Genomic DNA, 25,690 nt, shown 5'->3' with positions numbered 1-25,690 from the left:
TGTTCGTTAATCATAATGTGCCCTCAAACAAGATTTGAAGATCTGATCATGACATTGAGATTTAGTTCAAAAAAATCCCCGCTAATTTCTTAGCAGGGATTTGTGTATAAGAGACAGCTTTTTAGTGCCTTTTTTATTTATTTTTAATTTTTTTAAATTAATCTCTTGAAAACAATTTTACCGTCCATATATAGTTAAGTAGGACGCCTGATGGGTCCTAAATTAAACTTAAACAATTGAAATTTATATTATTAATTAAACTTTGCTTGAGCTTGTTCAATAGAAAAGCACATGCAAAATATCGCTTAAATATGAGGATATTATTATGCGTACAGTAGACTTATCACCACTTTATCGTTCATTTATCGGCTTCGAACATTTAGCATCACTTATGGATGCGGCAGCTAATACAGACAAGCAGCCGAGTTTTCCTCCTTACAATATAGAAGCACTCGATAAAGACAAATACAGAATCACTATGGCCGTTGCCGGTTTTAGTGATAGTGAATTAACCATTGAGTCAGAAAACAACACATTAAAAGTTGCAGGTATTAAAGCTAATAAAGATGAAAATAATGAACGTAAGTTTATTCATCAAGGTATAGCAGAGCGTAACTTTGAACGTAAATTTCAGCTTGGAGACCATGTAAAAGTACTTGGTGCCGATTTAGCTAACGGCTTATTGAGCATAGAGTTACAGCGTGAAATTCCTGAAGCACTTAAACCACGTAAAATAGAAATTGGTAATAGCAATCTAATAGAAGGTAAATAGTCTTCTAAAGTACATATTCCCCTGATTATTTAGCCGCCTCATTTGAGGCGGTTTTTTTACTTAAAGCGCTTCTAAATTATTAAGGTAGTAGGTTGCTTGTTGCAGCGTTTGTTCTTGAAGTGTTTCATCTTGTTTATCCCAGTTTTTATATACCATACCAATACGTGGGTTCTTCTCTAGCCTGTCTCTGTGTCTATTCATGAAATGCCAATACAAGCTATTTAGCGGGCAGGCTTTATCTCCTACTTTTTGTTTAACATCGTACTGACAGCTTTTGCAGTAATCGCTCATTTTATTAATGTAGTTACCGCTTGCAGCATAAGGCTTTGTTGCAATTATTCCATCATCGGCAAACTGACTCATGCCTCGGGTGTTGGGCATTTCTACCCATTCTATGGCATCTATATAAACGCCTAAGTACCAGTTGTCTACGTCATCAGGGTTTATTCCTGTGAGCATGCAAAAGTTCCCAATAACCATTAGGCGCTGAATATGATGAGCATAAGCGGTTTCAAGGCTTTGCTTGAGTGAGTGGCTTAGACAATTCATTTTTGTAGAGCTGTTCCAAAAATAAGATGGCAGTTTATTTTTGGCTTGTAATTGATTTTTAACTGCGTAGTCGGGCATGTTAATCCAATAAATGGCACGTACATACTCTCTCCAGCCTAATATTTGCCTGGTAAAGCCCTCTACTTGCGAGAGGGATATTTCATTGGGTCTTTGTTCGTATTCGCTTATTACACGTTTGATTACATATAACGGGTGGAGTATTTTTGCGTTTAGGGCAAACGATAAACGGCTATGGTACAGGCTGGTATTGTTTTTACTTTGATCTGTCATCGCATCTTGAAAGTGACCAAAGCGACTAAGTAAGTGCTCACAAAAGTATTCAAGAGATTCAATCGCTTGTTTACGCGTTGTTGGCCACTCCAGTGAATGTTCATTTATTTCACCCAAATAAGTGACGTTGTGTTTATTTAAACGAGAAATAATGATGCTAACATCAGTATTGAATAACTTAGGCTCTGGGATGTCGGCTAAGTCTTTTTTAGAAAATTTATTACGATTATTACTATCAAAATTCCATTTGCCACCAGTTGGCTTTGCATCATCAATTAATATATTAAATTGCTTACGCATAGCACGATAAAAGTGCTCCATTGTTACATGCTTGTTTTTTGTAAAGCGTGTTTTTATATCGGTGAACGGTAATAAAAAGTGTTCAGTATCTGTAGCAATTACATTTAATGAGCTATCACTTTTAAACTTAGCTAATTGAGATTTTAGCCTAAACTCGTCAGGGTATTGATATTCAATAGAGTCGCATTGGTATTTATCGGCAACTCGCTTGAGTAATTCAATCAAGTCCTTGTCGTCATCGGTATCATCAAGTGTTAAATGCAAAACATTAAAACCTGCCGTGTTTAATGCAGTTGCAAAGTTTTCCATAGCATTAAAAAAAGCACACAGTTTTTGAATGTGATGTTTAACGTAGTCAGTTTCTTGTTTTAGTTCTGCGATGAGGTAAAGCGTGTCGTCGTCTTTTTGCTTGTACCATGAATGAGATGGGTTTAGCTGATCGCCTAGTATTAGTCTGAGTGTTTTGTGATGGGTCATAGTAAAGCCAAATTTTTTTATACGGACGTATTTAATTAAAGGATCGTTTTACTATTTAACTACGAGTGAATAGAGCAAAAAGGCTTAACCGATTATCAAGGCAATAAAGGCGTGTTGGATCATGGTGTGCAAATGAGTTTAATTAATGGGGAGGTTAAGTAAGTTAAATTGCCACCCCTAAAATTTTATATTTAAATTTTATTACTTTGCTTTTGCTGCATTTTTTGTTGTAACGAAACCACATTAGATACATTAAATAGAATATTGCTGGCAAAGTTTTCAAAATATTTAAGGGCTTTTTTCCAAGCGAGCTGGCTCTCAGGAGTAAAGTGTTTACCAAGGTGCTCTTTAAGGGTTTCGTAAAACGCATCAGATAATGGTGCAATGTCACTTTGCGAAACACTGCTTTTTTTTAGGTACATTAAATGATGTGCTAAAAAAGGAGCTACCGATGCTGGCTTATCTAAATGTTTAACAATTCGTTCTAACACACAAAAAAGGGTAAAACTCTTTTCGTTAAATTGTAAGGCTGTTGGGTAATTCATTTCAATGCTAGATTCAGCCAATTTACTGTGAAATCGAGCCGTGAATGCATGAAAATTTGGCTTAATAATTGTTAAGTTATTTAACAATGCTGATTGTTGTTGGTTCATTTTTATCTCGCTGCAGTGAGTAATAACTATTATTATTAAGTGGCATAAAATTGATTATAGCGGGCAGATAAAATTCTGCACGTTTTTTTAGTGTTAAAGTATGGGTTTTAGTTATATCAATTTATTTTCTAGTAAATTGTAAGCATCTAGAAGGTACTAAGGTAGCTCAAATTTAGTTTGTTTGATTTTCACTCAAAAATAATAAGCTGTAATATTTAATAATTTAGAGACAGCATTTTATAAAATTGATTGATTACTTATGTTACTTATATATACATTAAATTAGCATCTTGACGAATTGGAAATTTTATAAACTAATTGCGTATTATAGTTGCTAATCATCCCGTACATCCTTATAATAGCGGCCATTGTTTAGCATGTTGTAAAACAGCTAACAGCGATATTAAATTTAAAGTTTGATATCTATTGGCGCGGGATGGAGCAGTCTGGTAGCTCGTCGGGCTCATAACCCGAAGGTCGTCGGTTCAAATCCGGCTCCCGCAACCAATTCTACTAGTAGGTATTACCTTACTAATTTATATCGCGCATTCTAAGTAATGCGCGTTTTGCGTTTTAGACTATGTAGTTTAATTAGGTCAGTTTACTGACTCGCAACCAAGCTTGGCCCTAGGCCACACAGTTTTATGCTTTATTGGTGTGACGCCCCGCTTGGTTCGGGGCGTTGTTGTATCTGCACCTTGCGATTTGTGGCAATTGTCATCAAATTAAAACTTAAACTCAGTATTTTAGGGCTATAAGCCCTTTTTTTGTTTGTATGGAGGATTTTCGTGACAAAACTTGAACAAGATTTAGTAACCATGTTAACGCCTGCGGTAGAAATGTTAGGCTTTGAATTGCATGGTCTTGAATTTGTGCAAGCGGGTCGCCATTCTACCTTAAGAGTATATATTGCTCATGAGGATGGGATCTCAGTTGATAACTGTGCGGATGCAAGTCGCCAAATTAGTGCGATTTTAGACGTCGAAGACCCAATTACAAATGAATATGATTTGGAAGTATCGTCTCCTGGTGTTGATCGTCTATTATTCAAACAAGATCACTACGAGCAGGCGCAAGGAGAGGAAGTACGCGTGCGTACTAAACTTCCACAGGATGGTCGTCGTAATTTTAAAGGCGACTTAGTAGCAGTTAGCAGCGATATGATCACACTATCTAGCGATGGTGCAGAGCATCTGATCATGCTTAGTAACATCGAACGTGCGAATTTAATCGCGAAGTTTTAAATTCGAGTGCGAAGGAATAGGGCAAGCGAGGCATTACCCATGGCAAAAGAGATATTATTGGTTGCTGAAGCCGTTTCCAATGAGAAAGCGGTTCCAAAAGAAAAGATTTTTGAAGCTCTAGAGTTCGCTTTAGCGACAGCTACAAAGAAAAAACACGATGGCGAAATTGAAGTACGCGTAGCAATTGACCGTAAAACTGGTGATTACGATACGTTCCGTCGTTGGCAGATTGCCGCTGTATTAGAAGATGGTTCTTTAGAGAATCCATACAGCGAAATCACTCTAGAAGCAGCACAGGTTGAAGAACCTGATTTGCAAATGGGTGATTATGTTGAAGAGCAAATCGACTCAATCAAATTTGACCGTATTACAACACAAATGGCTAAGCAAGTTATCGTACAAAAAGTACGTGAAGCTGAGCGTGCTTTAGTTGTTGAAGCATACAAAGATCAAGTAGGTGAGTTGGTAACGGGTGTTGTTAAAAAAGCAACGCGTGACTCTATTGTTCTTGATTTAGGCAATAACGCAGAAGCAGTAATTTACCGTGATGACATGTTACCACGTGAAAACTTCCGCCCGGGTGACCGTATTCGTGGCTTTTTATATGAAGTTAAGCCTGAAGCACGCGGTGCACAATTATTTGTAACGCGCTCTAAACCTGAAATGCTAATGGAATTATTCCGCATTGAGGTGCCAGAAATTGGCGAAGAGATGATTGAATTACGTGCTGCAGCACGTGATCCAGGTTCACGCGCTAAAATTGCTGTTAAATCTAACGACAAACGCATTGACCCAATTGGTGCATGTGTTGGTATGCGTGGCGCACGAGTGCAAGCTGTATCGTCAGAACTTGGCGGTGAGCGTGTTGATATCGTACTTTACGATGACAACCCGGCACAATTTGTTATCAATGCAATGGCGCCAGCAGAAGTTGCTTCAATCGTAATGGATGAAGACACTCACTCAATGGATATCGCTGTAGAAGCAGATAACCTAGCGCAAGCAATTGGTCGTAATGGTCAAAACGTTCGTTTAGCAAGTCAGTTAACTGGCTGGGAACTAAACGTAATGACTGTTGAAGACATGCGTACTAAAAATGAAGCTGAATCTGATAAGTTACTTAACTTATTCACTGAAAATTTAGAAATTGATGATGAGTTTGCATCATTACTTATCAACGAAGGTTTCTCTACACTTGAAGAAGTGGCGTATGTACCAGCGTCTGAATTTTTAGAAATTGATGGTCTTGATGAAGAGACTGTAGATTTACTGCGTTCACGCGCAAAAGATGCATTGACTACTAAAGCACTTAAAACGGAAGAAAGCTTAGATGGCGCAGAGCCAGCTGAAGACTTACTTGCGCTTGAAGGCTTAGAACGTCACTTAGCATTTGTGATGGCAAGCAAGGGTGTTGTTACACTTGAAGACTTGGCAGAACAAGGTATTGACGAATTAGTTGATATCACAGAACTTTCATCTGAAAAAGCGGGTGAACTGATTATGGCTGCACGAAACATTTGTTGGTTTGCAGACGAGTAATTTATTAACGGAGGTATTACACACTATGGCAGAAGTAAATGTTGAAAAACTAGCCGGCGATATAGGTACGACTGTTGATAAATTGCTACAGCAGTTTTCACAAGCAGGTATCACTAAGCAAGCAACTGATAACGTAACAGAAGCTGAAAAAGCAACGTTACTTGATCATTTAAGCAAGCATCATGGCGGTACAGGTTCAGATGGCCCAGCGCGTATGACTTTACAACGTAAGAGCAAAAGCACTTTAAGTGTTACGGGTTCTACTGGTAAAGCAAAAGATGTTCAAGTTGAAGTTCGCAAAACACGTACTTACGTGAAGAAAAGCGCAATGGAACAAGAACAAGAGCAAGCTCGCTTAGCTGCTGAAGAAAAAGTGCGTCTTGAAGAGCAGCAAAAAGCTGACCAAGAAGCCGCAGAATTAAAAGCGAAACAAGAGGCAGAACGCAAAGCGAAAGAAGAAGCCGACCGTAAAGCCAAAGAAGAAGCTAAACGCAAAGCTGATGCAGAGCGTAAAGCGAAACAAAAGCAGATGACCCCAGAGCAAAGTGCTAAGTCTGAGAAAGATCGCATAGAAGCTGAGCGTCTGCAAAAAGAAGCAGAAGAGGCCGCATTGAAGAAAGCTGAAGAAGAAGCGAAACGTCAAGCAGAAGAAGCAAGAAAGCTAGCTGAAGAAAACTCGGCACGCTGGAAGAAAGAAGAAGAAGAACGTAAGAAACGCGAAGAAACAGCGGATCACCATCTTACGACTTCTACTTATGCACGTGAAGCAGAAGATGTTGCCGATGCTCGTGATGAGCAAGGTACACGCCGTGCTAAGAAAAAGAAAAAAGCGCCAGCAAAAGATAAATTTGCAGCGTCAAGAGGCCGTAACAAGTCTAAGTTAAAAGCACCTGCATCATTACAACATGGTTTCCAAAAACCAACTGTTGATGTTAAAAATGAAGTGCGTATTAGCGAAACAATTACAGTAGCTGAGCTTGCATCACGCATGGCCGTTAAAGGCGCTGAAGTTGTTAAAACAATGATGAAAATGGGTGACATGGTTACTATTAACCAAGTGATTGACCAAGAAGCTGCACAATTAGTTGCAGAAGAAATGGGTCACAAGGTTATCATTGTTAAAGAAAACGAATTAGAGCAAACAGTACTTAATGACCGCCACGAAGATGGTAAGTCAGAGCCACGTGCTCCAGTAGTAACTGTAATGGGTCACGTTGACCATGGTAAAACATCAACTCTTGATTACATTCGTTCTGCGAAGGTTGCTTCTGGCGAAGCCGGTGGTATTACACAGCATATTGGTGCATACCATGTTGATGTAAACGGTCACATGATCACCTTCTTAGATACACCAGGACATGCTGCATTTACTTCAATGCGTGCTCGTGGTGCTAAAGCGACTGATATCGTAATCCTAGTAGTTGCAGCAGATGATGGCGTTATGCCACAAACTAAAGAAGCGGTACAGCATGCTCGTGCAGCTGGCGTTCCTTTAATCATCGCAGTAAACAAAATGGATAAAGAAGGCGCAGATCCAGATCGTGTTAAAAACGAACTTGCTGTACTAGACGTTATTCCAGAAGAATGGGGCGGCGATACGCAGTACGTTCATATCTCAGCTAAAACTGGCTTAGGTATTGACGACCTTCTTGAAGCAGTATTGAACCAATCTGAACTTTTAGAGCTTTCTGCACCTACTGAAGGTATGGCGGCTGGTGTTGTTATTGAATCTCGTCTTGATAAAGGCCGTGGTCCAGTAGCATCAGTACTTGTTCAATCTGGTACGCTTAACCAAGGTGACATTGTATTATGTGGTCTTGAGTATGGCCGTGTTCGTGCAATGCGCGATGAAAACGGTAAAGACATTAAGTCAGCTGGTCCATCTATCCCAGTTGAGATTTTAGGTCTTTCTGGTATTCCTGCTGCAGGCGACGAAGCGACTGTAGTTAAAGATGAGCGTAAAGCGCGTGAAGTTGCTTTATACCGTCAAGGTAAGTTCCGCGATGTTAAACTAGCACGTCAGCAAAAAGCTAAGCTTGAAAACATGTTTACTAACATGACTGAAGGCGATGTTTCTGAAGTTAACGTGGTACTTAAAGCAGACGTTCAAGGTTCTATCGAAGCAATCTCTGATTCACTAACTAAACTTTCTACTGATGAAGTGAAAGTGAAGATTGTTGGTTCAGGTGTTGGTGGTATTACCGAAACTGATGCAACACTAGCTGCAGCGTCTAACGCAATTGTAGTTGGCTTTAACGTTCGTGCTGATGCTTCAGCTCGTAAAGTTATCGAGACTGAAAACTTAGACCTACGTTACTACAGCGTAATCTACAGCTTGATTGACGAAGTTAAACAAGCAATGTCAGGTATGCTAGCGCCAGAGTTTAAACAAGAAATCATTGGTCTTGCTCAAGTTCGTGACGTATTCAAGTCTCCAAAAATTGGCGCAATCGCTGGTTGTATGGTTACTGAAGGTGTTATTAAACGTAGCGCTCCAATCCGTGTACTACGTGAAAACGTTGTTATCTATGAAGGTGAACTTGAGTCACTTCGTCGCTTTAAAGACGATGTTGCTGATGTTCGTAACGGCATGGAATGTGGTATCGGCGTTAAGAACTACAATGACGTACGTGTTGGTGACCAAATCGAAGTATTCGAAACAGTTGAAGTACAACGTACTCTATAATTGTTACTAGGGAGTATTGAACGCTCAGGTTAACGCCGGACGTTCTACACACCCTACGCTAAGATTTTAAATGGGGGCTTAGCCCCCATTTGCATATCCATTATTTAGTTAACTTATTATTTAATTTCAATAAGTTATTATTTTAGGACAAGTATAATGAGAGAATTTTCTCGCACTGATCGTGTTGCACAGCAAATCCAAAAAGAGATTGCTGTAATTTTACAACGCGAAATTAAAGATCCACGCTTAGGTATGGTGACAGTGTCAGCGGTAGAAGTATCGCGCGATTTATCTTATGCCAAAATTTTCATTACTGTGTTTAACACACAAGATGAAGACGCAGCAAAGCAAAGCGCAAAAGTACTTAATGAAGCAACGGGCTATATTCGCTCGTTACTTGGTAAGCGTATCCGTGCACGTATAATGCCTGAGTTAAAGTTTGTAGTTGATAACTCATTAATGGAAGGTATGCGTATTTCTAACTTAGTGGATTCTATTATCCGCGAAGATAACGCAAAGCATGTAGATGAAGACGTAGAAAGTGTTGATGCTGCTGATGTTTCAGATAGCGAAGAAGGTACTGATCACGTAGACGATACAGATAGCGAAGAAGGCACTGATACAGATGGCAAAGCGCAGTAAAGGCCGTGCAGTTGACGGTATTTTGTTGTTAAACAAACCTGAAGGCATTTCATCAAATAAAGCATTACAGCAAGCAAAAAGTGTTTATTTTGCGCAAAAAGCTGGACACACAGGTGCTTTAGATCCACTTGCCACAGGTATGCTGCCAATTTGTTTTGGTGAAGCGACTAAGTTTACGCAGTTTTTACTCGATACAGATAAAACCTATATCGTTCGAGCACAACTGGGTGAGCGTACAACAACATCAGATTCTGATGGCGAAATTGTTAGCACTAAAGATGTGAACGTTACGCGTGAACAGCTAACAAAAGAAATAGCTGCTTTTGTTGGTGAGTCTGAACAATATCCGTCAATGTACTCAGCTCTTAAGTACCAAGGTAGACCGTTATATAAGTACGCGCGCGAAGGTATTGAAGTTCCTCGTAAATGCAGAAAAATAAACGTGTTTAGCTTATCGTTTGACGAATTTGATGAACAAAGCAACGTATTACAAATGACGGCCCATGTATCTAAAGGGACCTACATTCGTACAATCGTTGATGATTTAGGCGAAAACCTAGGCTGTGGCGCACACGTTATTATGCTCCACAGAACCGCTGTTGGTCAGTATCCGGCAGATAAAATGGTCTCGCTTGATGAGATTGAAGCGTTGCTTGCTAAAGCGAAAGAAGAAGAGCTTGCGCCTTCAACTTATTTAGACTCGCTATTGCTACCAATTGATACTGCTTTAACTGATTTACCCGTTGTTGAAATTACAAAAGAACAAGGGGGGATTTTTAGTCACGGGCAAGCTGTAGAATTATCAATCGCTTTACCTGATGGTGCAATTAAAGTTGTTGCGGATAATATATTTATTGGTACTGGTGAGCGCAACTCAAACGGTCATTTAAAGGTTAAACGTGGTCTTGCTAGTCAGCAAGACGATTACGTAAAGCCTGAATAAGCAACTAATGTGCCTAACGGTGGCTTATTAGTTGTAGTTGGGGATAATTAGCTTGTAGTTATTCCTACAGTTGGTAGAATACGCCCGCTTAATCGTTTTGGCTGAATTAGTGATCGGCTAAGACACCTTTTAAATTTAATTTTTGGAGTTACTATGTCACTAAGCAATCAAGAAAAAATCGATATCATTGCTAAATTTGCACGTGCAGAAGGCGATACAGGTTCATCAGAAGTACAAGTAGCATTACTTACTTTTGACATCAACAAGCTTCAAGGTCACTTTGCTGATCACAAGCATGACTTCCACTCACGTCGTGGTCTGCTTCGTAAAGTAAGCACTCGCCGTAAACTACTTGATTACCTTAAAGGTAAAGACATCACTAGTTATACTGCGTTAATCAAAGAACTTGGCCTACGTCGCTAAGAACTAGATTATAGAAAAAGGAGCTTTTTAGCTCCTTTTTTTGTGCCTAAAATTTGTGTTTCCAAATTAAGAAAATTCTTAAACCTATTGAATTATAATATAAAACCCCCATTTCATAGACTACCAATAGCTGTTGTATTTACCCGCTAATTAGCCCAGTTTAAATCTAGTAGCGAGTGTGTGTTGACCTTTCGTGATTAATTTTGCAGCTGTATGTTTGGTCTTTAGGCAAGGCAGCGCCTATGTAGTGTGGTTATTCCCCATAAATAGGCGATAACGCAGCATAAATGCCAAACATGCGCTGCCCTGCGGGTTCATCCTAGGGGCGATTAACTCTTTGTTGCTCGATTTTTACTTAGCCCACTAGGTTACAAATCTCGCGCCGTGATTAAATCGACCCTAGATTGAACAAATTTCAATCCACAAAGATCAACACACCCTAGACTCGCATTTTGAAGCAGCTTTGGTATATACTATGCGCGTAGGTAAAAAGGTTTATCTACGCTTATTCACATCATTGCCAATTGTAGTACTTAATTGATTTCCAACTGAATACAATTATGTACTGTAATTGGTACTTTGATGACAACTTATTAGAATACATTTAAGGAATATTTTAAGTGCAAGCAATTATTAAAGAATTCAAACTAGGTCAACATACAGTGACTCTAGAAACTGGTGCAATCGCTCGTCAAGCAGACGGCGCTGTACTTGCAAGCATTGGCGACACTTCAGTTTTAGTAACTGTTGTTGGTAAGCGTGAAGCACAACCTGGCCAAGACTTTTTCCCACTAACAGTTAACTACCAAGAGCGTATGTACGCTGCTGGTCGTATCCCAGGTGGTTTCTTAAAGCGTGAAGGTCGTCCTAACGATGGCGAAACACTTATTGCACGTCTTATTGACCGTCCAATTCGTCCACTTTTCCCAAGCGGTTTTGTAAACGAAGTACAAGTTATTGCTACTGTTGTTTCTGTTAACCCTGAAATCCAACCTGATATGGTTGCGATGATTGGTACTTCAGCAGCACTTGCTATCTCTGGTATCCCGTTCAGTGGTCCAATTGGTGCATCTCGCGTTGGTTACATCAACGGCGAATACGTACTTAACCCTACATTAAAAGAGCTTGAAGAAAGCCAACTTGATTTAGTGGTAGCCGGTACTGATAAAGCGGTACTTATGGTTGAATCAGAAGCTAACGTACTTGCAGAAGAAGTAATGCTTGGCGCTGTTGTATATGGTCATGAGCAATCTCAAGCGATCATCACTGCAATCGAAGAATTTAAAGCAGAAGCAGGCAAGCCTACTTGGGATTGGACTGCACCAGCTAAAAACGTTGCACTAGAAGATAAAGTTGCAGCAATTGCTGCTGATAAAGTAGGCGCAGCTTACTTAATCACTGATAAAGTAGCGCGTAAAGAAGCACTTGGCGTAGCTAAAGATGAAGTTGTTGCAGTGTTAACAGCTGAACTTGCTGAAGGCGAGTCTTTAGATAAGCAAGAAATTGGTAAAATCTTCGGTTCACTTGAGAAGAAAATCGTTCGTGGCCGTATCGCTTCTGGCGAAAAACGTATCGATGGTCGTGAACCAGATATGATTCGTGCACTAGATGTAATGACTGGCGTATTACCGCGTACTCACGGTTCTGCTATCTTTACTCGTGGCGAAACTCAAGCGTTAGTAACAGCTACACTTGGTACAGAACGTGATTCACAGTTAATCGACGATTTAACTGGTACTCATAAAAACCACTTTATGCTTAACTACAACTTCCCTCCATTCTGTGTAGGTGAAACTGGTTTTGTTGGTTCTCCTAAGCGTCGTGAAATCGGCCATGGTAACCTTGCTAAGCGTGGTATTGCTGCTGTAATGCCAACATTGACTGAATTCCCATATTCAATCCGTGTAGTATCTGAAATCACTGAATCAAACGGTTCATCTTCAATGGCTTCTGTATGTGGTACTTCACTTGCACTTATGAATGCCGGTGTACCAATTAAAGCGTCTGTTGCCGGTATTGCGATGGGTCTAGTTAAAGAAGACGATAAATTCGTTGTTCTTTCTGACATCTTAGGTGATGAAGATCACTTAGGTGACATGGACTTTAAAGTTGCTGGTACAGCTGCAGGTATCACTGCACTTCAAATGGATATCAAAATCGAAGGTATCACTCAAGAAATCATGCAAATTGCGCTTAAACAAGCAAAAGCTGCACGTTTACATATCTTAGAAGTGATGGACGAAGCAATTTCTGCTCCTTCTGAAGAGCTATCAATGTTTGCTCCTCGCATATACACAATGAAAATCCCACAGAAGAAAATCGCTGAAGTTATCGGTAAAGGTGGCGCAACTATTCGTCAGCTTACTGAAGAAACTGGTACAACGATTGAAATCGGTGACGACGGTACGATTAAAATTGCCGCTACAGATGGCGAAAGTGCAGCTAATGCAATTAGCCGTATTGAGCAATTAACAGCTGAACTTGAAGTAGGTACTATCTACGAAGGTAAAGTTGTACGTATTGTTGATTTCGGTGCGTTTGTAAACATTCTTCCTGGTAAAGATGGTCTAGTACATATTTCTCAAATTAGTACTGAGCGCGTTAATAACGTGGCTGATCACCTTTCTGAAGGTCAAGAAGTTAAAGTTAAAGTACTAGAAGTAGATCGCCAAGGCCGTGTACGTCTAAGTATTAAAGAAGCAATGGAATCAGCAGCACCTGCAGCTGACGCGCCAACTGACGCGTAATTGTTAACTTATTAATCTAGTTATATTAGCTAGATGATAAAAAAGGGGCTGTTTAGCCCCTTTTTTTATGCTTTAATGAAACCTTATTGGACAAGGTCTGTCTTATATTAATCGCGATATATCTTGGTATTAAGGATTTTAATGATACTCAAACATTTAGCTTTGGCATCTTTTGCTATTTTGTCTTTAAGCGCTTGCCAAACTACAACAGAATCAGAACCAACCCCGATTGTTAATGTGCCATTTACTGCACCTTTAGCCTCTGACTTTAGAAGTGAAATTGCTATTGCACGCTACTCAGAGTTATTGAATAGGGCTGACTTAAGCGAAGAGCAACAAGCTAAGCTTTATTACGACCGTGGTGTACTTTTCGATAGTCTAGGTATGACCACTCTTTCGCGTATTGATTTTAACCGCGCAGTAAAACTTAAGCCTGATTTAGCTGAAGTATATAATTTTTTAGGTATTCAACATACGCTTATGCAGCAGTACGAAAAAGCCTATGAGTTTTTCGATTCAGCTCTAGAACTTGATGAAGAGCATGAATACGCCTATTTAAATCGAGGAATTGCACTGTATTACGGCGATAGAGCTGGCCTTGCTAAAAATGACTTTAACGAGTTTTTAGCCCGTTCTCCTAACGATCCGTACCGTGTTTTATGGGTTTATTTAGCCCAGGCACACGAGGATAAAGTAATCGCACTTGATGCCCTTAAACAAAATGCGACTGCGCTTGATGATTCACAATGGGCGTATCAGTTAATTTCTCTTTATACGGGCGATATGAGTGAACATGCATTTTTATCAGGCATTAGTGATGGTGTTAGAACTGAGCAAGAATATGCGCAACGTTTATGTGAAGCTTATTTTTACTTAGCCAAAATGCATCAAGCAGCGGGTGAGCTGTACTTAGCATCAGACTATTTTAGGCTTGCGCTAGCAACCAATGTACATGAGTTTATTGAGTACAAATATGCGCGTTTAGAACTTGAGTTGATGGAAGGTGTTGACGCAAGTTAAGCGTTTTAAATTAATAGGTGTATTACTATGTTGTTTGTTAATTACAGGCTCGAGTAATCACCTTGGCGCTATTGGCTTTTGGCATGTTTTAAATACAAAAGCCAATGTTCTACAAAGTTATTGGAATTCACCAGCTTATTTTTCTGATCACCTAGAGCAGTTATCAAAGACCTCTTTAGCTATACTTGCTCGCAGTAAAATTTCCTCAGCACAATATATGTATTCTCTTAAGCTTATTAAAAGCAGTCAGAGTGATACTGCAAAACAATTTTGGCTCTCCGCTATAAATGACTTAACAATCCCAGAGCGTAAAATATTAGCAACAAAGTTACTTGAGCAATCACGTTGGAGCGATTTAGAGTTACTCGCTAGTAAAAACAAATTACCAGCAGGGGATGTACTAAATCATCTAAAACTTCAGTTAAAAATACCACAGAGTAAAATATCTACCGCGTTTATCCACGATCTCGGTTTTTCATCTTTAAGAAATATAAGCAAACCTAATAAGCAATGTATGTTTAACGTGCTGACTATGAGCGATCATCGCAGTGGCTTATATAAACTTACAGAGTTTATTAATGCTTATAATAAACAACCAGAGCCCCGTGAAAATATTTTTTGCTTTTCAAAACCCGTTTACGTTGCGGGTATGCTTGAGTGTAAAAGTAGTACTAGTCAAATAGCAAAGTGTGACTGGCAATCATCTAAACTTAATAGCCAGCTTCCTAACAATTTTGATTTTATAGTGATGATGCCTAAAGATGGAACGGCTAATGTCACGAAGGGAACAATGCTAATAAACTCAAAAGCAAAATACAGTATATTTTTGCATGAGCTGATGCATTTTAACGGTTTTGAAGATGAATACGCTTTGCCTAAAACTAAGCAAGCATGGTTGTGTGCAAAAACGGGTTTTGTTGCACCTAATTTATTTATTTCTCATGGTGAGTCGCCGCCAACAGGTTGGCATAAAGCAAAGAGTTGCCAGGTAGGGGGTATTGCTTATAAACCTAGTGAAAATTGGTCTATTATGCAATATCAGCAGTTAGGGCTCTCAGCGCAATATAGACAACTTTGGTTGAAACATTTAGATATGACCAATGGTAACTTTCATCGTCACCCTGGCGCGCTTACATTTGCAAATAAGGCCATATTAAATTAACAATTATCAGTATTAATTAATTGTTTTTTAGGCTTAATAAATTGTTAGTTCTTGTTTAAAAAACACCCATACAGAACCGCTTTTTATAGACAAAATCAGTGTTTTTCAGTATAACTATAGTCATTAATGTCGTTTAAAAACAGGCAGTAAAAGCATCACTTAGTATTAAAAAGAGATGCCCTGATAAACTTATGATAATAAAAGGCCCTACATTATGACTTTGCTCTGGATACCCTTGTTATCCTTAATTGGCAGTGTTATTTCTGCATGCACAGGTAAGTTATCCCGCAATTTAAGCACTAGTTTAACGGCTCTTGCGCCTTTGACGGCTTTGGGGATTACTCTATACCATGCACCTGCCGTTTTAGCGGGCGAAACCATTCGTTATTCTTTAGCTTGGATCCCGTCAATAGGACTCGATTTGTCTCTGCGGTTAGACGGCCTCAGTTTATTGTTTATGTTTATGATTTTAGGCATAGGCTTGCTCGTTATCCTCTACACCCGTTACTACCTAAGCGCTAATGACTCAATGGCTAAGCTATATAGTTACTTAATGCTATTTATGACTGCAATGCTTGGTATTGTTATGTCTAACAACGTCATTCAACTGTGGTTGTTTTGGGAATTAACGAGCATCAGCTCATTTTTATTAATTAGTTTTTGGTGGCATAAATCAGAAGCGCGAAAAGGCGCACGTATGGCGCTTGCTGTAACAGGCGCAGGCGGCTTAGCGTTACTTGCTGGATTGATGCTATTAGGTGATATTGTTGGTAGTTACGACCTAGATGTTATTCTAGCGAGTAAAGCAATAATTCAATCTCATGATTTATACGAAGTAGCATTGGTATTGGTGCTACTGGGTGCGTTTACTAAATCGGCACAATTTCCATTTCACTTTTGGCTTCCTCATGCAATGGCAGCGCCTACGCCAGTAAGCGCGTATTTACATTCTGCGACGATGGTAAAAGCCGGTATATTTTTGTTAGCACGTTTTCATCCTGCTTTGGCAGGCACCGATACTTGGTTCTTGCTCGTTGGGTTAACGGGTTTAGCTACGCTGTTGTTTGGCGCTTATATAGCACTATTCAAACACGACTTAAAAGGCTTGTTAGCCTATTCAACAATAAGCCATTTGGGTTTAATAACGCTATTACTCGGACTTGATACTGAGCTTGCGACTGTTGCTGCTATTTTTCACATAATTAACCATGCAACGTTTAAAGCGTCGTTATTTATGGCCGTTGGTATTATTGATCACGAAACGGGCACGCGCGATATGCGTAAATTAAATGGTATGTGGCGATACTTACCATACACTGCAACGCTTGCGATGGTCGCGGCGGCTGCAATGGCAGGAGTTCCTTTACTAAATGGCTTCTTGTCTAAAGAAATGTTTTTTGCAGAAACGCTACACCAGCAAGTGCTTGGTTCTATGTCGTGGTTAATTCCAGTACTGGCAACTGTTGCAGGTGCATTAGCTGTTGCGTACTCAGCACGCTTTATTCATGACGTGTTTTTTAATGGTGAACCAATTGATTTACCTCGTACGCCGCATGAGCCACCGCGCTATATGCGTGTACCAATAGAAATACTCGTTGTGATTTGTTTGTTAGTGGGTATGTTCCCGCACTTTACAATTGATGGCATTTTATCTGCGGCGTCTTTAGCTGTACTTGGAAAAGAAATGCCAGTGTACGAATTGGCTATCTGGCATGGGTTTAATTTGCCTCTACTAATGAGTGCGATGGCGATTGCTGGCGGCTTATTTATTTATATTAATCGTAAATATCTATTTCAATTTCAAGCATCGTTACCACCTTTAAACGCTAAAAAAACGTTTGAACGTGTGATATTAAGCGTTATTGCTTGGTGTCAGTCAAAGGTAAGCAGTACAGAAAATGGATCACTACAGCGCTACCTTGTAATTATGCTAGCGGTAGTATTGCTGTGTGCGGGTTGGCCATTATTTGAAATGCAACAACTTGCCGGAAGCATGCCACTTACCCCTGTTGATGTGCACAATGCAATTGGTGCAGGCTTATTGATTATTGGTGCTCTTGCCACCGTTATTTGGCATCGCTCTCGAATGGTATCGCTATTAATGCTCTCAATTGTAGGATTAATGGTGTCGGTTGTATTTACACGCTTTTCTGCTCCAGATTTAGCGCTTACGCAGCTAACCGTTGAGGTTGTTACTATTATTTTACTTATGTTGGCATTGTTTTTCTTGCCGCAGCATACGCCAAAAGAATCAAGTTCATTACGCGTACTTCGAGACTTAGCAATAGCCTCTACGTTAGGTGTAGTGATAGCGAGTATTTGTTACGCATTACTTACACGTCCATTAGATTCAATCTCAGACTTCTTTATTGCTAACGCTAAAATAGGTGGCGGTGGTACCAACGTGGTTAACGTTATTTTGGTCGACTTTAGGGGCTTTGATACGCTTGGAGAAATTACCGTATTAGGTATTGCCGCATTAGGTATATTTAAAGTACTTTCTCGAATTCCATTATTTATGCCAGCAAGCGACAGCGAAGGGCGCCCATGGGCTAAAGAACGTCATCCAATATTACTGGCGAGTATTTCACAAAGTTTATTACCGCTTGCGTTATTAGTTTCTGCATATATTTTCTTACGTGGACATAACTTACCTGGTGGTGGCTTTATTGCAGGACTGGTAACGTCAATCGCGTTTATTTTGCAATACATGGCGCATGGTACAGCATGGATAAACGAACGCTTTGATGTTAATTATCGCAAAATTATAGCCTCAGGCATCGGTATTTCTTTGTTTACAGGTGTGGGTAGTTGGTTCTTCGATAAGCCATTTTTAACAACTTGGTTTGACTACTTTGATATTCCGTTTGTCGGTAAAACAGAGCTTGCCAGCGCGATTGCATTTGACCTAGGTGTTTACTTAACTGTTGTAGGCGCTACGTTAATGATTTTAGCAAGCTTAGGTAATATGACAGCAGATACCCAGAAAAAAGAGGTAAATATTTAATGGAATTATTGTACGCATCTTGCGTTGGAGTATTGGTCAGTTGCGGTGTGTTTTTACTGCTGAGAGCTCGTACATTCCCTGTAGTACTTGGGCTTACTATGATTTCATACGCTGTTAATTTATTTTTGTTTTCAGCAGGTCGCCTTACTATTAATAAAGCGGTAGTACTTGGTACTGGCACAGAATACGCCGATCCTCTACCTCAAGCATTAGTACTAACTGCAATAGTGATTGGTTTTGCGATGACCGCATTTGTGGTTATTTTGGCAATACGTGGGCGCGCCGATTTAGGTAGTGACCATGTTGATGGTTATGTGCCTAACACCTCTGCAGATAATAAGGAGCAAAAATGATCCAACATTTAGCTTCGATACCTATTTTATTACCTATGTTGACGGCAGTTATTTTATTGCTGCCGCCATGTGGTAAAAGCGTCAAAATTCGCCGCTTAGTTTCAATTGTAATGGCAATAGCTACTTTTGCCATTAGTGTGCTTTTACTTGTACATATTAATAATACAGGTATTAATGTTTACGCTATTGGTAGTTGGTCTGCACCATTTGGGATAGTCTTAGTCGCTGACATGTTATCTACCTTATTGGTTACGTTAACTTCACTTTTAGGTTTGGGCGCTATTTTATATGGTAGTGCTGGCGATGATGAAAAGGGCAGCTTTTATCATCCACTTGTTCATTTTTTAATATTGGGTGTAAATGGCGCGTTTTTAACTGGCGATTTATTTAACCTATTTGTATTTTTTGAAGTGTTACTGATTGCATCATATGCACTGTTAATGCATGCAGGTGATAAACAAAACACTCGTGCGGCACTGCAATATGTAATATTAAATTTAGTTGGCTCAAGCGTATTTTTAATCGGTTTGGGTATTTTGTACGGTGTACTTGGTACGCTTAATATTGCAGATATGGCGCAAAAAGTATCACAGCTTTCGGGCGATGATGTATACCTAGCAAAAGCAGGTGGTTTATTACTATTAATTGTATTTGCTTTAAAGGCCGCACTATTACCTCTGCATTTATGGCTTCCAAATACGTATTCAAGCGCTAAACCTGTGGTTGCTGCATTGTTTGCGATTATGACTAAAGTAGGCGTTTACGCCATGCTTCGTGTTTACACGGTGATATTTGGCGAACAAGCAGGAGCGCTTGAACATATGGCGCAGCCTTGGCTTTGGGGATTAGCAATTGCCACCATTATAGTGGGTGCCATTGGCGTTATGGCAGCGCAAGACTTACGTAAACTCACCTCTAACTTAGTATTAGTATCGGTAGGTACGTTGGTTGCGCTAATTGCATTGCAAAATGTAAATGCCACTGCTGCACTTTTATATTATTTAGTGCATTCAACACTTGTTAGTGCCGCACTGTTTTTACTAGCAGACTTAGTTTCAATCCAGCGCGGTAAAGTTGGTGATAGGCTAGTAGCGGGTCGCTCTGTTAAACAACCATTTTTATTAGGTGTGTGCTTTATTGTTGCGGCTTTAACTGTAGTTGGTATGCCGCCACTATCAGGCTTTGTAGGTAAAATTTGGATACTTAAAGCCACATTAAATAGTGAGCAAGCTTTACTATTTTGGCCTGTATATTTAGTAACAAGCTTTGCGTTGTTGGTAGCGCTTTCGCGTGCTGGCACGACCTTGTTTTGGGAGCATAAAAGTAAAAATAGCGAAAACGCAGATTGTGCAAATGCACACCCGTTGCAGGTAATTGTAATTATAGGTTTACTTGCGTGTTCGCCATTGCTCGTTATTTTTGGCGGACCAATAAGTGAATACATGCTAGGTGCTGCTACTCAGTTACATGATATAAGCGGCGGTATTAATGCTGTACTTAAAGGAGGCATGTGATGAGATTACAAGCCCGTTTTCGTTGGTTACCAACGCCATTTCGTAGCTTATTTTTGTTTATGGTTTGGCTATTGTTAAATAATAGCGTGTCGGTAGGGCACTTAGTATTAGCGACTATTTTTGCAATACTTATCCCGATATTAAGTTTTTCGCTTCGCGAGCCTCAGCCACTAATTTTAAAGCCGGGCTTGGCTCTTAAGCAGTTGCTTATTGTGCTGTACGATATTGTCGTAGCAAATTTACAAGTGGCTTTACTTATACTTGGGCCATCTAAAAATTTGCGTCCGGCATTTATAAAAGTACCGATAGATTTAACTCATGATATGCCAATTACCATATTGGCCAGTAGTGTATCGCTTACACCCGGTACAGTGAGTGCAGAGGTTTACCCAATTGCTGAATCGTTACCTGAGGGTGAAGAGCCAACACAACGCTACTTATTAATACATGTGCTTGACCTTAAAGATGAAGAAGCACTTATCAAACAAATAAAACAACGCTACGAAGCTCCACTAAAGGAGATATTTCAATGTTAGACACCGTATTACTCATTGTTTTTTCGATGATTGGCTTATCATTGTTGCTTAATTTATGGCGATTGATCATTGGTCCATCAGTGCCTGATCGTGTTTTAGCGCTCGATACAATGTACATTAACGTCATTGCACTGATTATTTTATATAGCATTAGTATGGATACAGGGCTTTATTTTGAAGCTGCACTGCTTATTGCCATGCTAGGTTTCATAAGTACAGTTGCAGTGTGTAAGTATTTACTACGTGGCGATATAATTGAATAAGGTGAAAACATGATCAGCGAATGGGTTGTATCAATATTATTGTTATTTGGTGGTACGTTTATTTTAATTGGCTCAATAGGCTTAGTTAAACTACCTGACTTTTTTATGCGTTTGCATGGGCCAACTAAAGCAACAACGTTGGGCATGGCAAGTATGCTAATTGCAGCTATGGTTTATTTTGCAAATTCAGGGCATGGCCTAAGTGTTAAAGAAATACTCATTACTATATTTTTACTAATTACGGCACCGATTAGTGGTTACATGCTAATAAAGTCAGCTATTCATCATAAGCTAAAAGCCAAAGAAGGCACTAAAGGCCTAGATAATGTAGAAGACGATTAACATAAAAATATATTTATAAAAGGCCGAATAAATTCATTTTACTCGGCCTTTTTAGTGATTGCTTGTACCCTTTACAAGACTAATTAATAATGTAACTATAAAACGATTATTTATATGAAAGGATATTATTATGGGTAAGGTACTACTTTTATCATTACTGATTTTTTCTAGTAGTTTATATGCTGAACAAAATACTAAGCAGCAAAAAATAGATGAACTTATTAGTGTAATGAATTTAGATTCAATGGTTGACTCTATGTACGGCCAGGTTGAAGGTATGATGAAAGGCATGTCAGACCAAATGGGCGTTAAGCCTTCTGAGCAGCCAATTTTTGATAAATACTACGCAGATATGACAGCAGTATTAAAAACGCAAATGAGCTGGGCTAAAATGCAGCCAATGATGGTTAACGTGTACGACAAGCATTTTAATGAACAAGAAATTGCCGATATGTTAGCTTTTTATAAAACAGATACTGGGCAAAAAATACTTGAAAAAATGCCTGTTGTAATGCAAGAGTCTATGCAAATGTCACAAAGCTTAATGAAAGATGCTATGCCTAAAATACAAACTTTAGCGCAGCAACTAAGCGACGAATTAGAGCAAAGCCGTAGCGAATCAAACTAGGGCACGCATGTTTGGTATTTATGCTGCGTTATCGCCTATTTATGGGGAATAACCACACTACATAGGCTCTGCCTTGCCTAAAGACCAAACAGTCTGCTGTAAATTAAACCACCAATGATCAACACGCCCTTAGATTAATACGCGCCTTACTTAGGCGCTTCTCTCCTAAATTACATCCCCTACAGATAATACACGCCCGATATCAGCTTAAGTTAATTATGTTTGTGTCACTATACTAATGAGCAACAATACTTAATCAATTTGAGGGATTAAATTCGGCGTTAACTGCGTTAAACATTTTGATATACGACTGCATGGATGCAGAGGCAATTAGTGATAACAACTAAATAACGAAACCTTTGCCTTGTTATCAACACTATTTTCTTGTCTTAAATAGGTTACTTAATTAAGCGAATTGGTATTATTTTATTAGTTTTAAAATAGTCATTGACCTATGTGTTGCACCTAGGTTTATTATGAAGCTACTGAAACACGACGGAGCTAAATTATGTATGTTAAACAACTCGCCAAGTTAATGGGCGTGACTGCCGATACTGTTCGTCATTACACACGTGTTGGGTTACTTAACCCAATACGCAGTGAAGAAAATGGCTATCAAGAGTATACAAAGCAAGACCAGCAACGTTTAAAGTTTATTATTAGCTCTCGTCAACTTGGTTTTTCACTCAAAGATATTCAACACATTATAGGCGAGTCAGAGCTGGGGAATTGTCCTTGTCCGTTAACGCGTAAACTCATTACTAAACGCCTAGAAGAAACCGAAGCACTATTTCAAGAAACATTAAAATTACGAAACAGAATGCATGCAGCTCTGGCGCAATGGGATACATCAGCCGATGGTGCAAATGCCAGTGACGTGTGTAGTTTAATAGAATCATTTGTTGATCCAATAAACGATTCTGCAAATAAGGAGCAGCGTAATGACGACTAATACAAAAGACACCGCGCAAAACTTTATTATTGAAGGTGCTAATTGCGGCAGTTGTGTGGCTAAAATTGAAAAAGCCCTTAATAGCGTGCAAGGTGCGCAAAATGTAGAAATGAACTTTGCTGAGCGTACAGTACGTGTAGAAGGTAAAGCCTGCGAAAGCACGCTTATTAAAGCAGTCGAAAACATTGGTTATTCAGCTAAGCCAATGAGTAACGAGTCTGATCAAGATGCACTTGATGAAAAAGCAAAGTCGGACGAGGCACATTACAAAAAGCTAATGCGTAATATGATATTAGCGTTAGGGGTCGGTGCACCGTTAATGATATACGGGCTTATTTTTGACATGAGTGTGACCACCGACACACAACGAATAGCATGGTTTTTAGTGGGTATAGTCACGCTTGTGGTTATGGCTATATCAGGTAAACAATTTTACAACGGTGCATGGCAGGCATTTAAAAACCATGCTGCCAATATGGATACATTAATAGCGCTTGGTACAGGTACTGCGTGGTTGTATTCAATGTTTGTGGTAATAGCACCAAACTTATTACCGGAAGTTGCAAGACACGTATATTTTGAAGCATCATCGATGATCATCGGTTTAATTAGTTTAGGGCTCGCTTTTGAAGTAAAAGCACGTGGGCGCACCTCACAAGCAATTAAACGCTTAATTGGCCTGCAACCAAAAACTGCACGCGTGATTCGCGATGGGCAAGAGCAAGACATCGACATTAGTGATGTTGTAAAAAATGATGAAGTACGCGTACGCCCGGGTGAAAAAATCCCTGTGGATGGCGATGTTATTGAAGGCAGCAGTACGGTTGATGAGTCAATGCTTACTGGTGAGCCAATGGCTGTCCGCAAAAAAACGGGCGACAAAGTCGTTGCCGGAAGTATTAATAAAAGTGGCACTTTATTATTTAAAGCCACGCACATTGGTAGCGAAACCACACTGGCTAATATTATCAATATGGTAAAACGTGCACAAAACTCTAAGCCATCAATAGGGCGCTTAGCTGATGTTATATCAGGAATATTTGTACCAACAGTCATGATTATTGCAGTACTTGCGGGTCTTGCATGGTTAAACTTTGGACCTGAGCCATCAATTGCTTATGCCGTTGTTGCAATAACCACTGTACTTATTATTGCGTGTCCTTGTGCGCTAGGACTCGCAACCCCTATGTCGGTTATGGTGGGTATTGGTAAAGCTGCAGAGTCAGGAATATTAATTCGAAATGGTGAGTCGCTGCAAACAACATCTAAAATCACCACCATGATTTTAGATAAAACAGGCACTATTACTCAAGGTACACCGCAAGTTACCGATGTAGTTACGTTTAATAACAGTGATGAAAATACAGTAATGCAACGTGTTGCAAGCCTTGAAAGTAGCTCAGAGCATCCACTGGCAGAAGCAATTACGGCACACGCTAAAAAGCAGGGCTTAGCTTTAAGTAAAGTAGCCGATTTTAACGCAATTACAGGTAAAGGTGTAACTGGCAGTGTTGACGGGCAAACATTGTTGTTTGGTAATAAAGCGCTAATGGATAAATACGATGTAGCCGTTGATGATGCAACCGAGCAAGCTCAAACACTTGCCAGTGATGCTAAAACGCCCATGTATTTTGCAAGTAATAATAAGCTCCAAGCTATTATTGCAGTAGCAGATCCTATTAAAGAGGATTCAGTTGAAGCTATTAAACGCCTGCAAGATAAAGGTATTCACCTAGTTATGCTAACAGGTGACAACAAAGCCACTGCACAAGCCGTTGCTAAGCAAGTTGGTATTGATGACTTTATTGCAGAAGTCATGCCTGATGACAAAGTAAACGAAGTAACAAAGCGCCAAGCAAACGGTGAAATAGTGGGTATGACAGGTGACGGTATTAACGATGCCCCCGCACTTGCGCAAGCCGATGTAGGGTTTGCAATTGGCACAGGTACCGATGTTGCAATAGAAAGTGCAGACATTACCTTAATGCGTGGTTCGTTACATGGCCTTGCTGATGCAATTGCAGTGAGTAGTGCAACTATTTTAAATATTAAACAGAACCTATTTGGTGCCTTTATTTATAACGTGGCGGGTATTCCGATTGCAGCCGGCGTGTTGTATCCATTTTTTGGCATCCTACTTAACCCTGTTGTTGCCGGTGCAGCTATGGCACTTTCATCGCTTACAGTGGTAAGTAACGCTAATCGCTTACGTTTTTTCAAACCAAATAAATCGTAATTTAAGCTAAGGAGTACATTATGTTGATGATTAATATAGGTGGTGCACTGTTAATAGCCGCAATTATTTATTGGTTTTGGCTATACAAGCCAGAGCAAACACAAAGTGATGACAACAAAGTAACGATAGTTGTTGATAACGGTGTTTATAAGCCAGGACACATTAAAGTGGCAGCCAACAAAGAGGTTGTACTTACCTTTGATAGAAAAGATGGCGCGCCGTGCGCCGAAACAGTGGTATTTCCACAGCTTGATATAAGTAAAACGCTGGCAATGGGTGATGGCAATACAGTTAAACTACCTGCGCTTGAAGCCGGTGAGTATGACTTTCATTGCCAAATGCAAATGTACAAAGGCAAGCTAGTTGCGCAGTAGTCTGAACTAAGTAGGTGTTGGGGTCGTATAATTGCCT

General features: G+C 39.7%; 22 protein-coding genes and 1 tRNA gene. 21 read left to right on the top strand and 2 right to left on the bottom strand.

Annotated features, from left to right (window positions below; all coding sequences use genetic code 11):
- The first annotated feature begins 325 nt into the window (after positions 1–325).
- Positions 326–772 (top strand): Hsp20 family protein, encoded by a 447-nt coding sequence (locus tag I6F48_RS13365; protein ID WP_007585496.1) that lies wholly within the window; start codon positions 326–328, stop codon positions 770–772.
- Between the two features lie 60 nt (positions 773–832).
- Here I6F48_RS13365 and I6F48_RS13360 read toward each other — a convergent pair whose 3' ends face one another.
- Positions 833–2,389, bottom strand: coding sequence for a cryptochrome/photolyase family protein (locus tag I6F48_RS13360; protein WP_197119608.1), 1,557 nt, complete (start codon positions 2,387–2,389; stop codon positions 833–835).
- Positions 2,390–2,580: 191 nt separating this feature from the next.
- Complete coding sequence (locus tag I6F48_RS13355) at positions 2,581–3,042, bottom strand: globin domain-containing protein (RefSeq protein WP_197119607.1); 462 nt, start codon at positions 3,040–3,042, stop codon at positions 2,581–2,583.
- Positions 3,043–3,472: 430 nt separating this feature from the next.
- On the opposite strand from I6F48_RS13355, the gene I6F48_RS13350 reads away from it, so the two are divergent.
- From I6F48_RS13350 to I6F48_RS13255, 20 genes are all read left to right on the top strand, one after another.
- A tRNA-Met gene (locus I6F48_RS13350) sits at positions 3,473–3,549 on the top strand.
- 281 nt (positions 3,550–3,830) lie between these two features.
- Positions 3,831–4,286 carry a ribosome maturation factor RimP gene (rimP, locus tag I6F48_RS13345; RefSeq protein WP_002958482.1) on the top strand — a complete coding sequence of 152 codons (456 nt, stop codon included), beginning with the start codon at positions 3,831–3,833 and terminating at the stop codon, positions 4,284–4,286.
- A gap of 39 nt (positions 4,287–4,325) precedes the next feature.
- Positions 4,326–5,825 carry a transcription termination factor NusA gene (nusA, locus tag I6F48_RS13340; protein ID WP_165740140.1) on the top strand — a complete coding sequence of 500 codons (1,500 nt, stop codon included), beginning with the start codon at positions 4,326–4,328 and terminating at the stop codon, positions 5,823–5,825.
- A gap of 25 nt (positions 5,826–5,850) precedes the next feature.
- The gene (gene infB / locus I6F48_RS13335) at positions 5,851–8,511 is read left to right on the top strand and encodes a translation initiation factor IF-2 (protein ID WP_007585504.1); all 2,661 of its coding nucleotides are present in this window, start codon (positions 5,851–5,853) and stop codon (positions 8,509–8,511) included.
- A gap of 156 nt (positions 8,512–8,667) precedes the next feature.
- Positions 8,668–9,153: a 30S ribosome-binding factor RbfA gene (gene rbfA / locus I6F48_RS13330; RefSeq protein ID WP_007585506.1), complete on the top strand. Its 486-nt coding sequence runs from the start codon at positions 8,668–8,670 to the stop codon at positions 9,151–9,153.
- Positions 9,137–10,096: a tRNA pseudouridine(55) synthase TruB gene (truB, locus tag I6F48_RS13325; RefSeq protein ID WP_007585508.1), complete on the top strand. Its 960-nt coding sequence runs from the start codon at positions 9,137–9,139 to the stop codon at positions 10,094–10,096. The genes rbfA and truB overlap by 17 nt, the downstream gene beginning before the upstream one ends.
- A 153-nt stretch (positions 10,097–10,249) precedes the next feature.
- Entirely contained in the window at positions 10,250–10,519 is a 270-nt protein-coding gene (gene rpsO / locus I6F48_RS13320; protein ID WP_007585509.1) for a 30S ribosomal protein S15, read from the top strand.
- A gap of 620 nt (positions 10,520–11,139) precedes the next feature.
- Entirely contained in the window at positions 11,140–13,266 is a 2,127-nt protein-coding gene (gene pnp, locus I6F48_RS13315) for a polyribonucleotide nucleotidyltransferase (RefSeq protein WP_197119606.1), read from the top strand.
- A 141-nt stretch (positions 13,267–13,407) separates the two neighbouring features.
- Complete coding sequence (gene nlpI, locus I6F48_RS13310; protein WP_121954716.1) at positions 13,408–14,286, top strand: lipoprotein NlpI; 879 nt, start codon at positions 13,408–13,410, stop codon at positions 14,284–14,286.
- Positions 14,273–15,448, top strand: a complete 1,176-nt coding sequence (locus I6F48_RS13305; RefSeq protein ID WP_197119605.1) for a hypothetical protein — start codon at positions 14,273–14,275, stop codon at positions 15,446–15,448. The genes nlpI and I6F48_RS13305 overlap by 14 nt, the downstream gene beginning before the upstream one ends.
- Before the next feature lie 214 nt (positions 15,449–15,662).
- The gene (locus tag I6F48_RS13300; protein ID WP_024608883.1) at positions 15,663–18,455 is read left to right on the top strand and encodes a monovalent cation/H+ antiporter subunit A; all 2,793 of its coding nucleotides are present in this window, start codon (positions 15,663–15,665) and stop codon (positions 18,453–18,455) included.
- The gene (locus I6F48_RS13295) at positions 18,455–18,808 is read left to right on the top strand and encodes a Na+/H+ antiporter subunit C (RefSeq protein WP_010554685.1); all 354 of its coding nucleotides are present in this window, start codon (positions 18,455–18,457) and stop codon (positions 18,806–18,808) included. Before I6F48_RS13300 ends, I6F48_RS13295 begins: the two co-directional genes overlap by 1 nt.
- Positions 18,805–20,322 carry a monovalent cation/H+ antiporter subunit D gene (locus tag I6F48_RS13290; RefSeq protein WP_197119604.1) on the top strand — a complete coding sequence of 506 codons (1,518 nt, stop codon included), beginning with the start codon at positions 18,805–18,807 and terminating at the stop codon, positions 20,320–20,322. Before I6F48_RS13295 ends, I6F48_RS13290 begins: the two co-directional genes overlap by 4 nt.
- Complete coding sequence (locus tag I6F48_RS13285; protein ID WP_007585523.1) at positions 20,322–20,858, top strand: Na+/H+ antiporter subunit E; 537 nt, start codon at positions 20,322–20,324, stop codon at positions 20,856–20,858. Before I6F48_RS13290 ends, I6F48_RS13285 begins: the two co-directional genes overlap by 1 nt.
- The gene (locus tag I6F48_RS13280; RefSeq protein WP_007378493.1) at positions 20,852–21,121 is read left to right on the top strand and encodes a K+/H+ antiporter subunit F; all 270 of its coding nucleotides are present in this window, start codon (positions 20,852–20,854) and stop codon (positions 21,119–21,121) included. Before I6F48_RS13285 ends, I6F48_RS13280 begins: the two co-directional genes overlap by 7 nt.
- A 9-nt stretch (positions 21,122–21,130) precedes the next feature.
- Entirely contained in the window at positions 21,131–21,463 is a 333-nt protein-coding gene (locus I6F48_RS13275) for a Na+/H+ antiporter subunit G (RefSeq protein WP_007585525.1), read from the top strand.
- 130 nt (positions 21,464–21,593) lie between these two features.
- Positions 21,594–22,091 carry a DUF2059 domain-containing protein gene (locus I6F48_RS13270; protein WP_197119603.1) on the top strand — a complete coding sequence of 166 codons (498 nt, stop codon included), beginning with the start codon at positions 21,594–21,596 and terminating at the stop codon, positions 22,089–22,091.
- Positions 22,092–22,599: 508 nt separating this feature from the next.
- Entirely contained in the window at positions 22,600–23,043 is a 444-nt protein-coding gene (locus tag I6F48_RS13265) for a MerR family transcriptional regulator (protein WP_165728931.1), read from the top strand.
- Complete coding sequence (locus tag I6F48_RS13260; RefSeq protein WP_197119602.1) at positions 23,033–25,279, top strand: heavy metal translocating P-type ATPase; 2,247 nt, start codon at positions 23,033–23,035, stop codon at positions 25,277–25,279. The genes I6F48_RS13265 and I6F48_RS13260 overlap by 11 nt, the downstream gene beginning before the upstream one ends.
- Positions 25,280–25,299: 20 nt before the next feature.
- Positions 25,300–25,653: a cupredoxin domain-containing protein gene (locus I6F48_RS13255; RefSeq protein WP_024593887.1), complete on the top strand. Its 354-nt coding sequence runs from the start codon at positions 25,300–25,302 to the stop codon at positions 25,651–25,653.
- Positions 25,654–25,690 lie beyond the last annotated feature (37 nt).

Source organism: Pseudoalteromonas sp. SWYJ118 (genome assembly GCF_015864505.1).
GTDB classification, from domain to species: Bacteria; Pseudomonadota; Gammaproteobacteria; order Enterobacterales; family Alteromonadaceae; genus Pseudoalteromonas; species Pseudoalteromonas arctica.
The sequence above is the reverse complement of the archived record's forward strand: the minus strand, read 5'-3'. Positions and strand labels throughout refer to the sequence as shown.

Excerpts from the sequence above, each read along its gene's own strand:
- I6F48_RS13290 (WP_197119604.1), top strand. The coding sequence starts at position 18,805 with ATGATCCAACATTTAGCTTCGATACCTATTTTATTACCTATGTTGACG.
- I6F48_RS13275 (WP_007585525.1), top strand. The coding sequence starts at position 21,131 with ATGATCAGCGAATGGGTTGTATCAATATTATTGTTATTTGGTGGTACG.
- I6F48_RS13300 (WP_024608883.1), top strand. The coding sequence starts at position 15,663 with ATGACTTTGCTCTGGATACCCTTGTTATCCTTAATTGGCAGTGTTATT.
- I6F48_RS13295 (WP_010554685.1), top strand. The coding sequence starts at position 18,455 with ATGGAATTATTGTACGCATCTTGCGTTGGAGTATTGGTCAGTTGCGGT.
- truB (WP_007585508.1), top strand. The coding sequence starts at position 9,137 with ATGGCAAAGCGCAGTAAAGGCCGTGCAGTTGACGGTATTTTGTTGTTA.
- I6F48_RS13260 (WP_197119602.1), top strand. The coding sequence starts at position 23,033 with ATGACGACTAATACAAAAGACACCGCGCAAAACTTTATTATTGAAGGT.
- I6F48_RS13360 (WP_197119608.1), bottom strand. The coding sequence starts at position 2,389 with ATGACCCATCACAAAACACTCAGACTAATACTAGGCGATCAGCTAAAC.
- I6F48_RS13255 (WP_024593887.1), top strand. The coding sequence starts at position 25,300 with ATGTTGATGATTAATATAGGTGGTGCACTGTTAATAGCCGCAATTATT.
- nlpI (WP_121954716.1), top strand. The coding sequence starts at position 13,408 with ATGATACTCAAACATTTAGCTTTGGCATCTTTTGCTATTTTGTCTTTA.
- nusA (WP_165740140.1), top strand. The coding sequence starts at position 4,326 with ATGGCAAAAGAGATATTATTGGTTGCTGAAGCCGTTTCCAATGAGAAA.
- I6F48_RS13285 (WP_007585523.1), top strand. The coding sequence starts at position 20,322 with ATGAGATTACAAGCCCGTTTTCGTTGGTTACCAACGCCATTTCGTAGC.
- rbfA (WP_007585506.1), top strand. The coding sequence starts at position 8,668 with ATGAGAGAATTTTCTCGCACTGATCGTGTTGCACAGCAAATCCAAAAA.
- I6F48_RS13265 (WP_165728931.1), top strand. The coding sequence starts at position 22,600 with ATGTATGTTAAACAACTCGCCAAGTTAATGGGCGTGACTGCCGATACT.
- I6F48_RS13270 (WP_197119603.1), top strand. The coding sequence starts at position 21,594 with ATGGGTAAGGTACTACTTTTATCATTACTGATTTTTTCTAGTAGTTTA.
- I6F48_RS13355 (WP_197119607.1), bottom strand. The coding sequence starts at position 3,042 with ATGAACCAACAACAATCAGCATTGTTAAATAACTTAACAATTATTAAG.
- I6F48_RS13365 (WP_007585496.1), top strand. The coding sequence starts at position 326 with ATGCGTACAGTAGACTTATCACCACTTTATCGTTCATTTATCGGCTTC.
- infB (WP_007585504.1), top strand. The coding sequence starts at position 5,851 with ATGGCAGAAGTAAATGTTGAAAAACTAGCCGGCGATATAGGTACGACT.
- I6F48_RS13280 (WP_007378493.1), top strand. The coding sequence starts at position 20,852 with ATGTTAGACACCGTATTACTCATTGTTTTTTCGATGATTGGCTTATCA.
- rpsO (WP_007585509.1), top strand. The coding sequence starts at position 10,250 with ATGTCACTAAGCAATCAAGAAAAAATCGATATCATTGCTAAATTTGCA.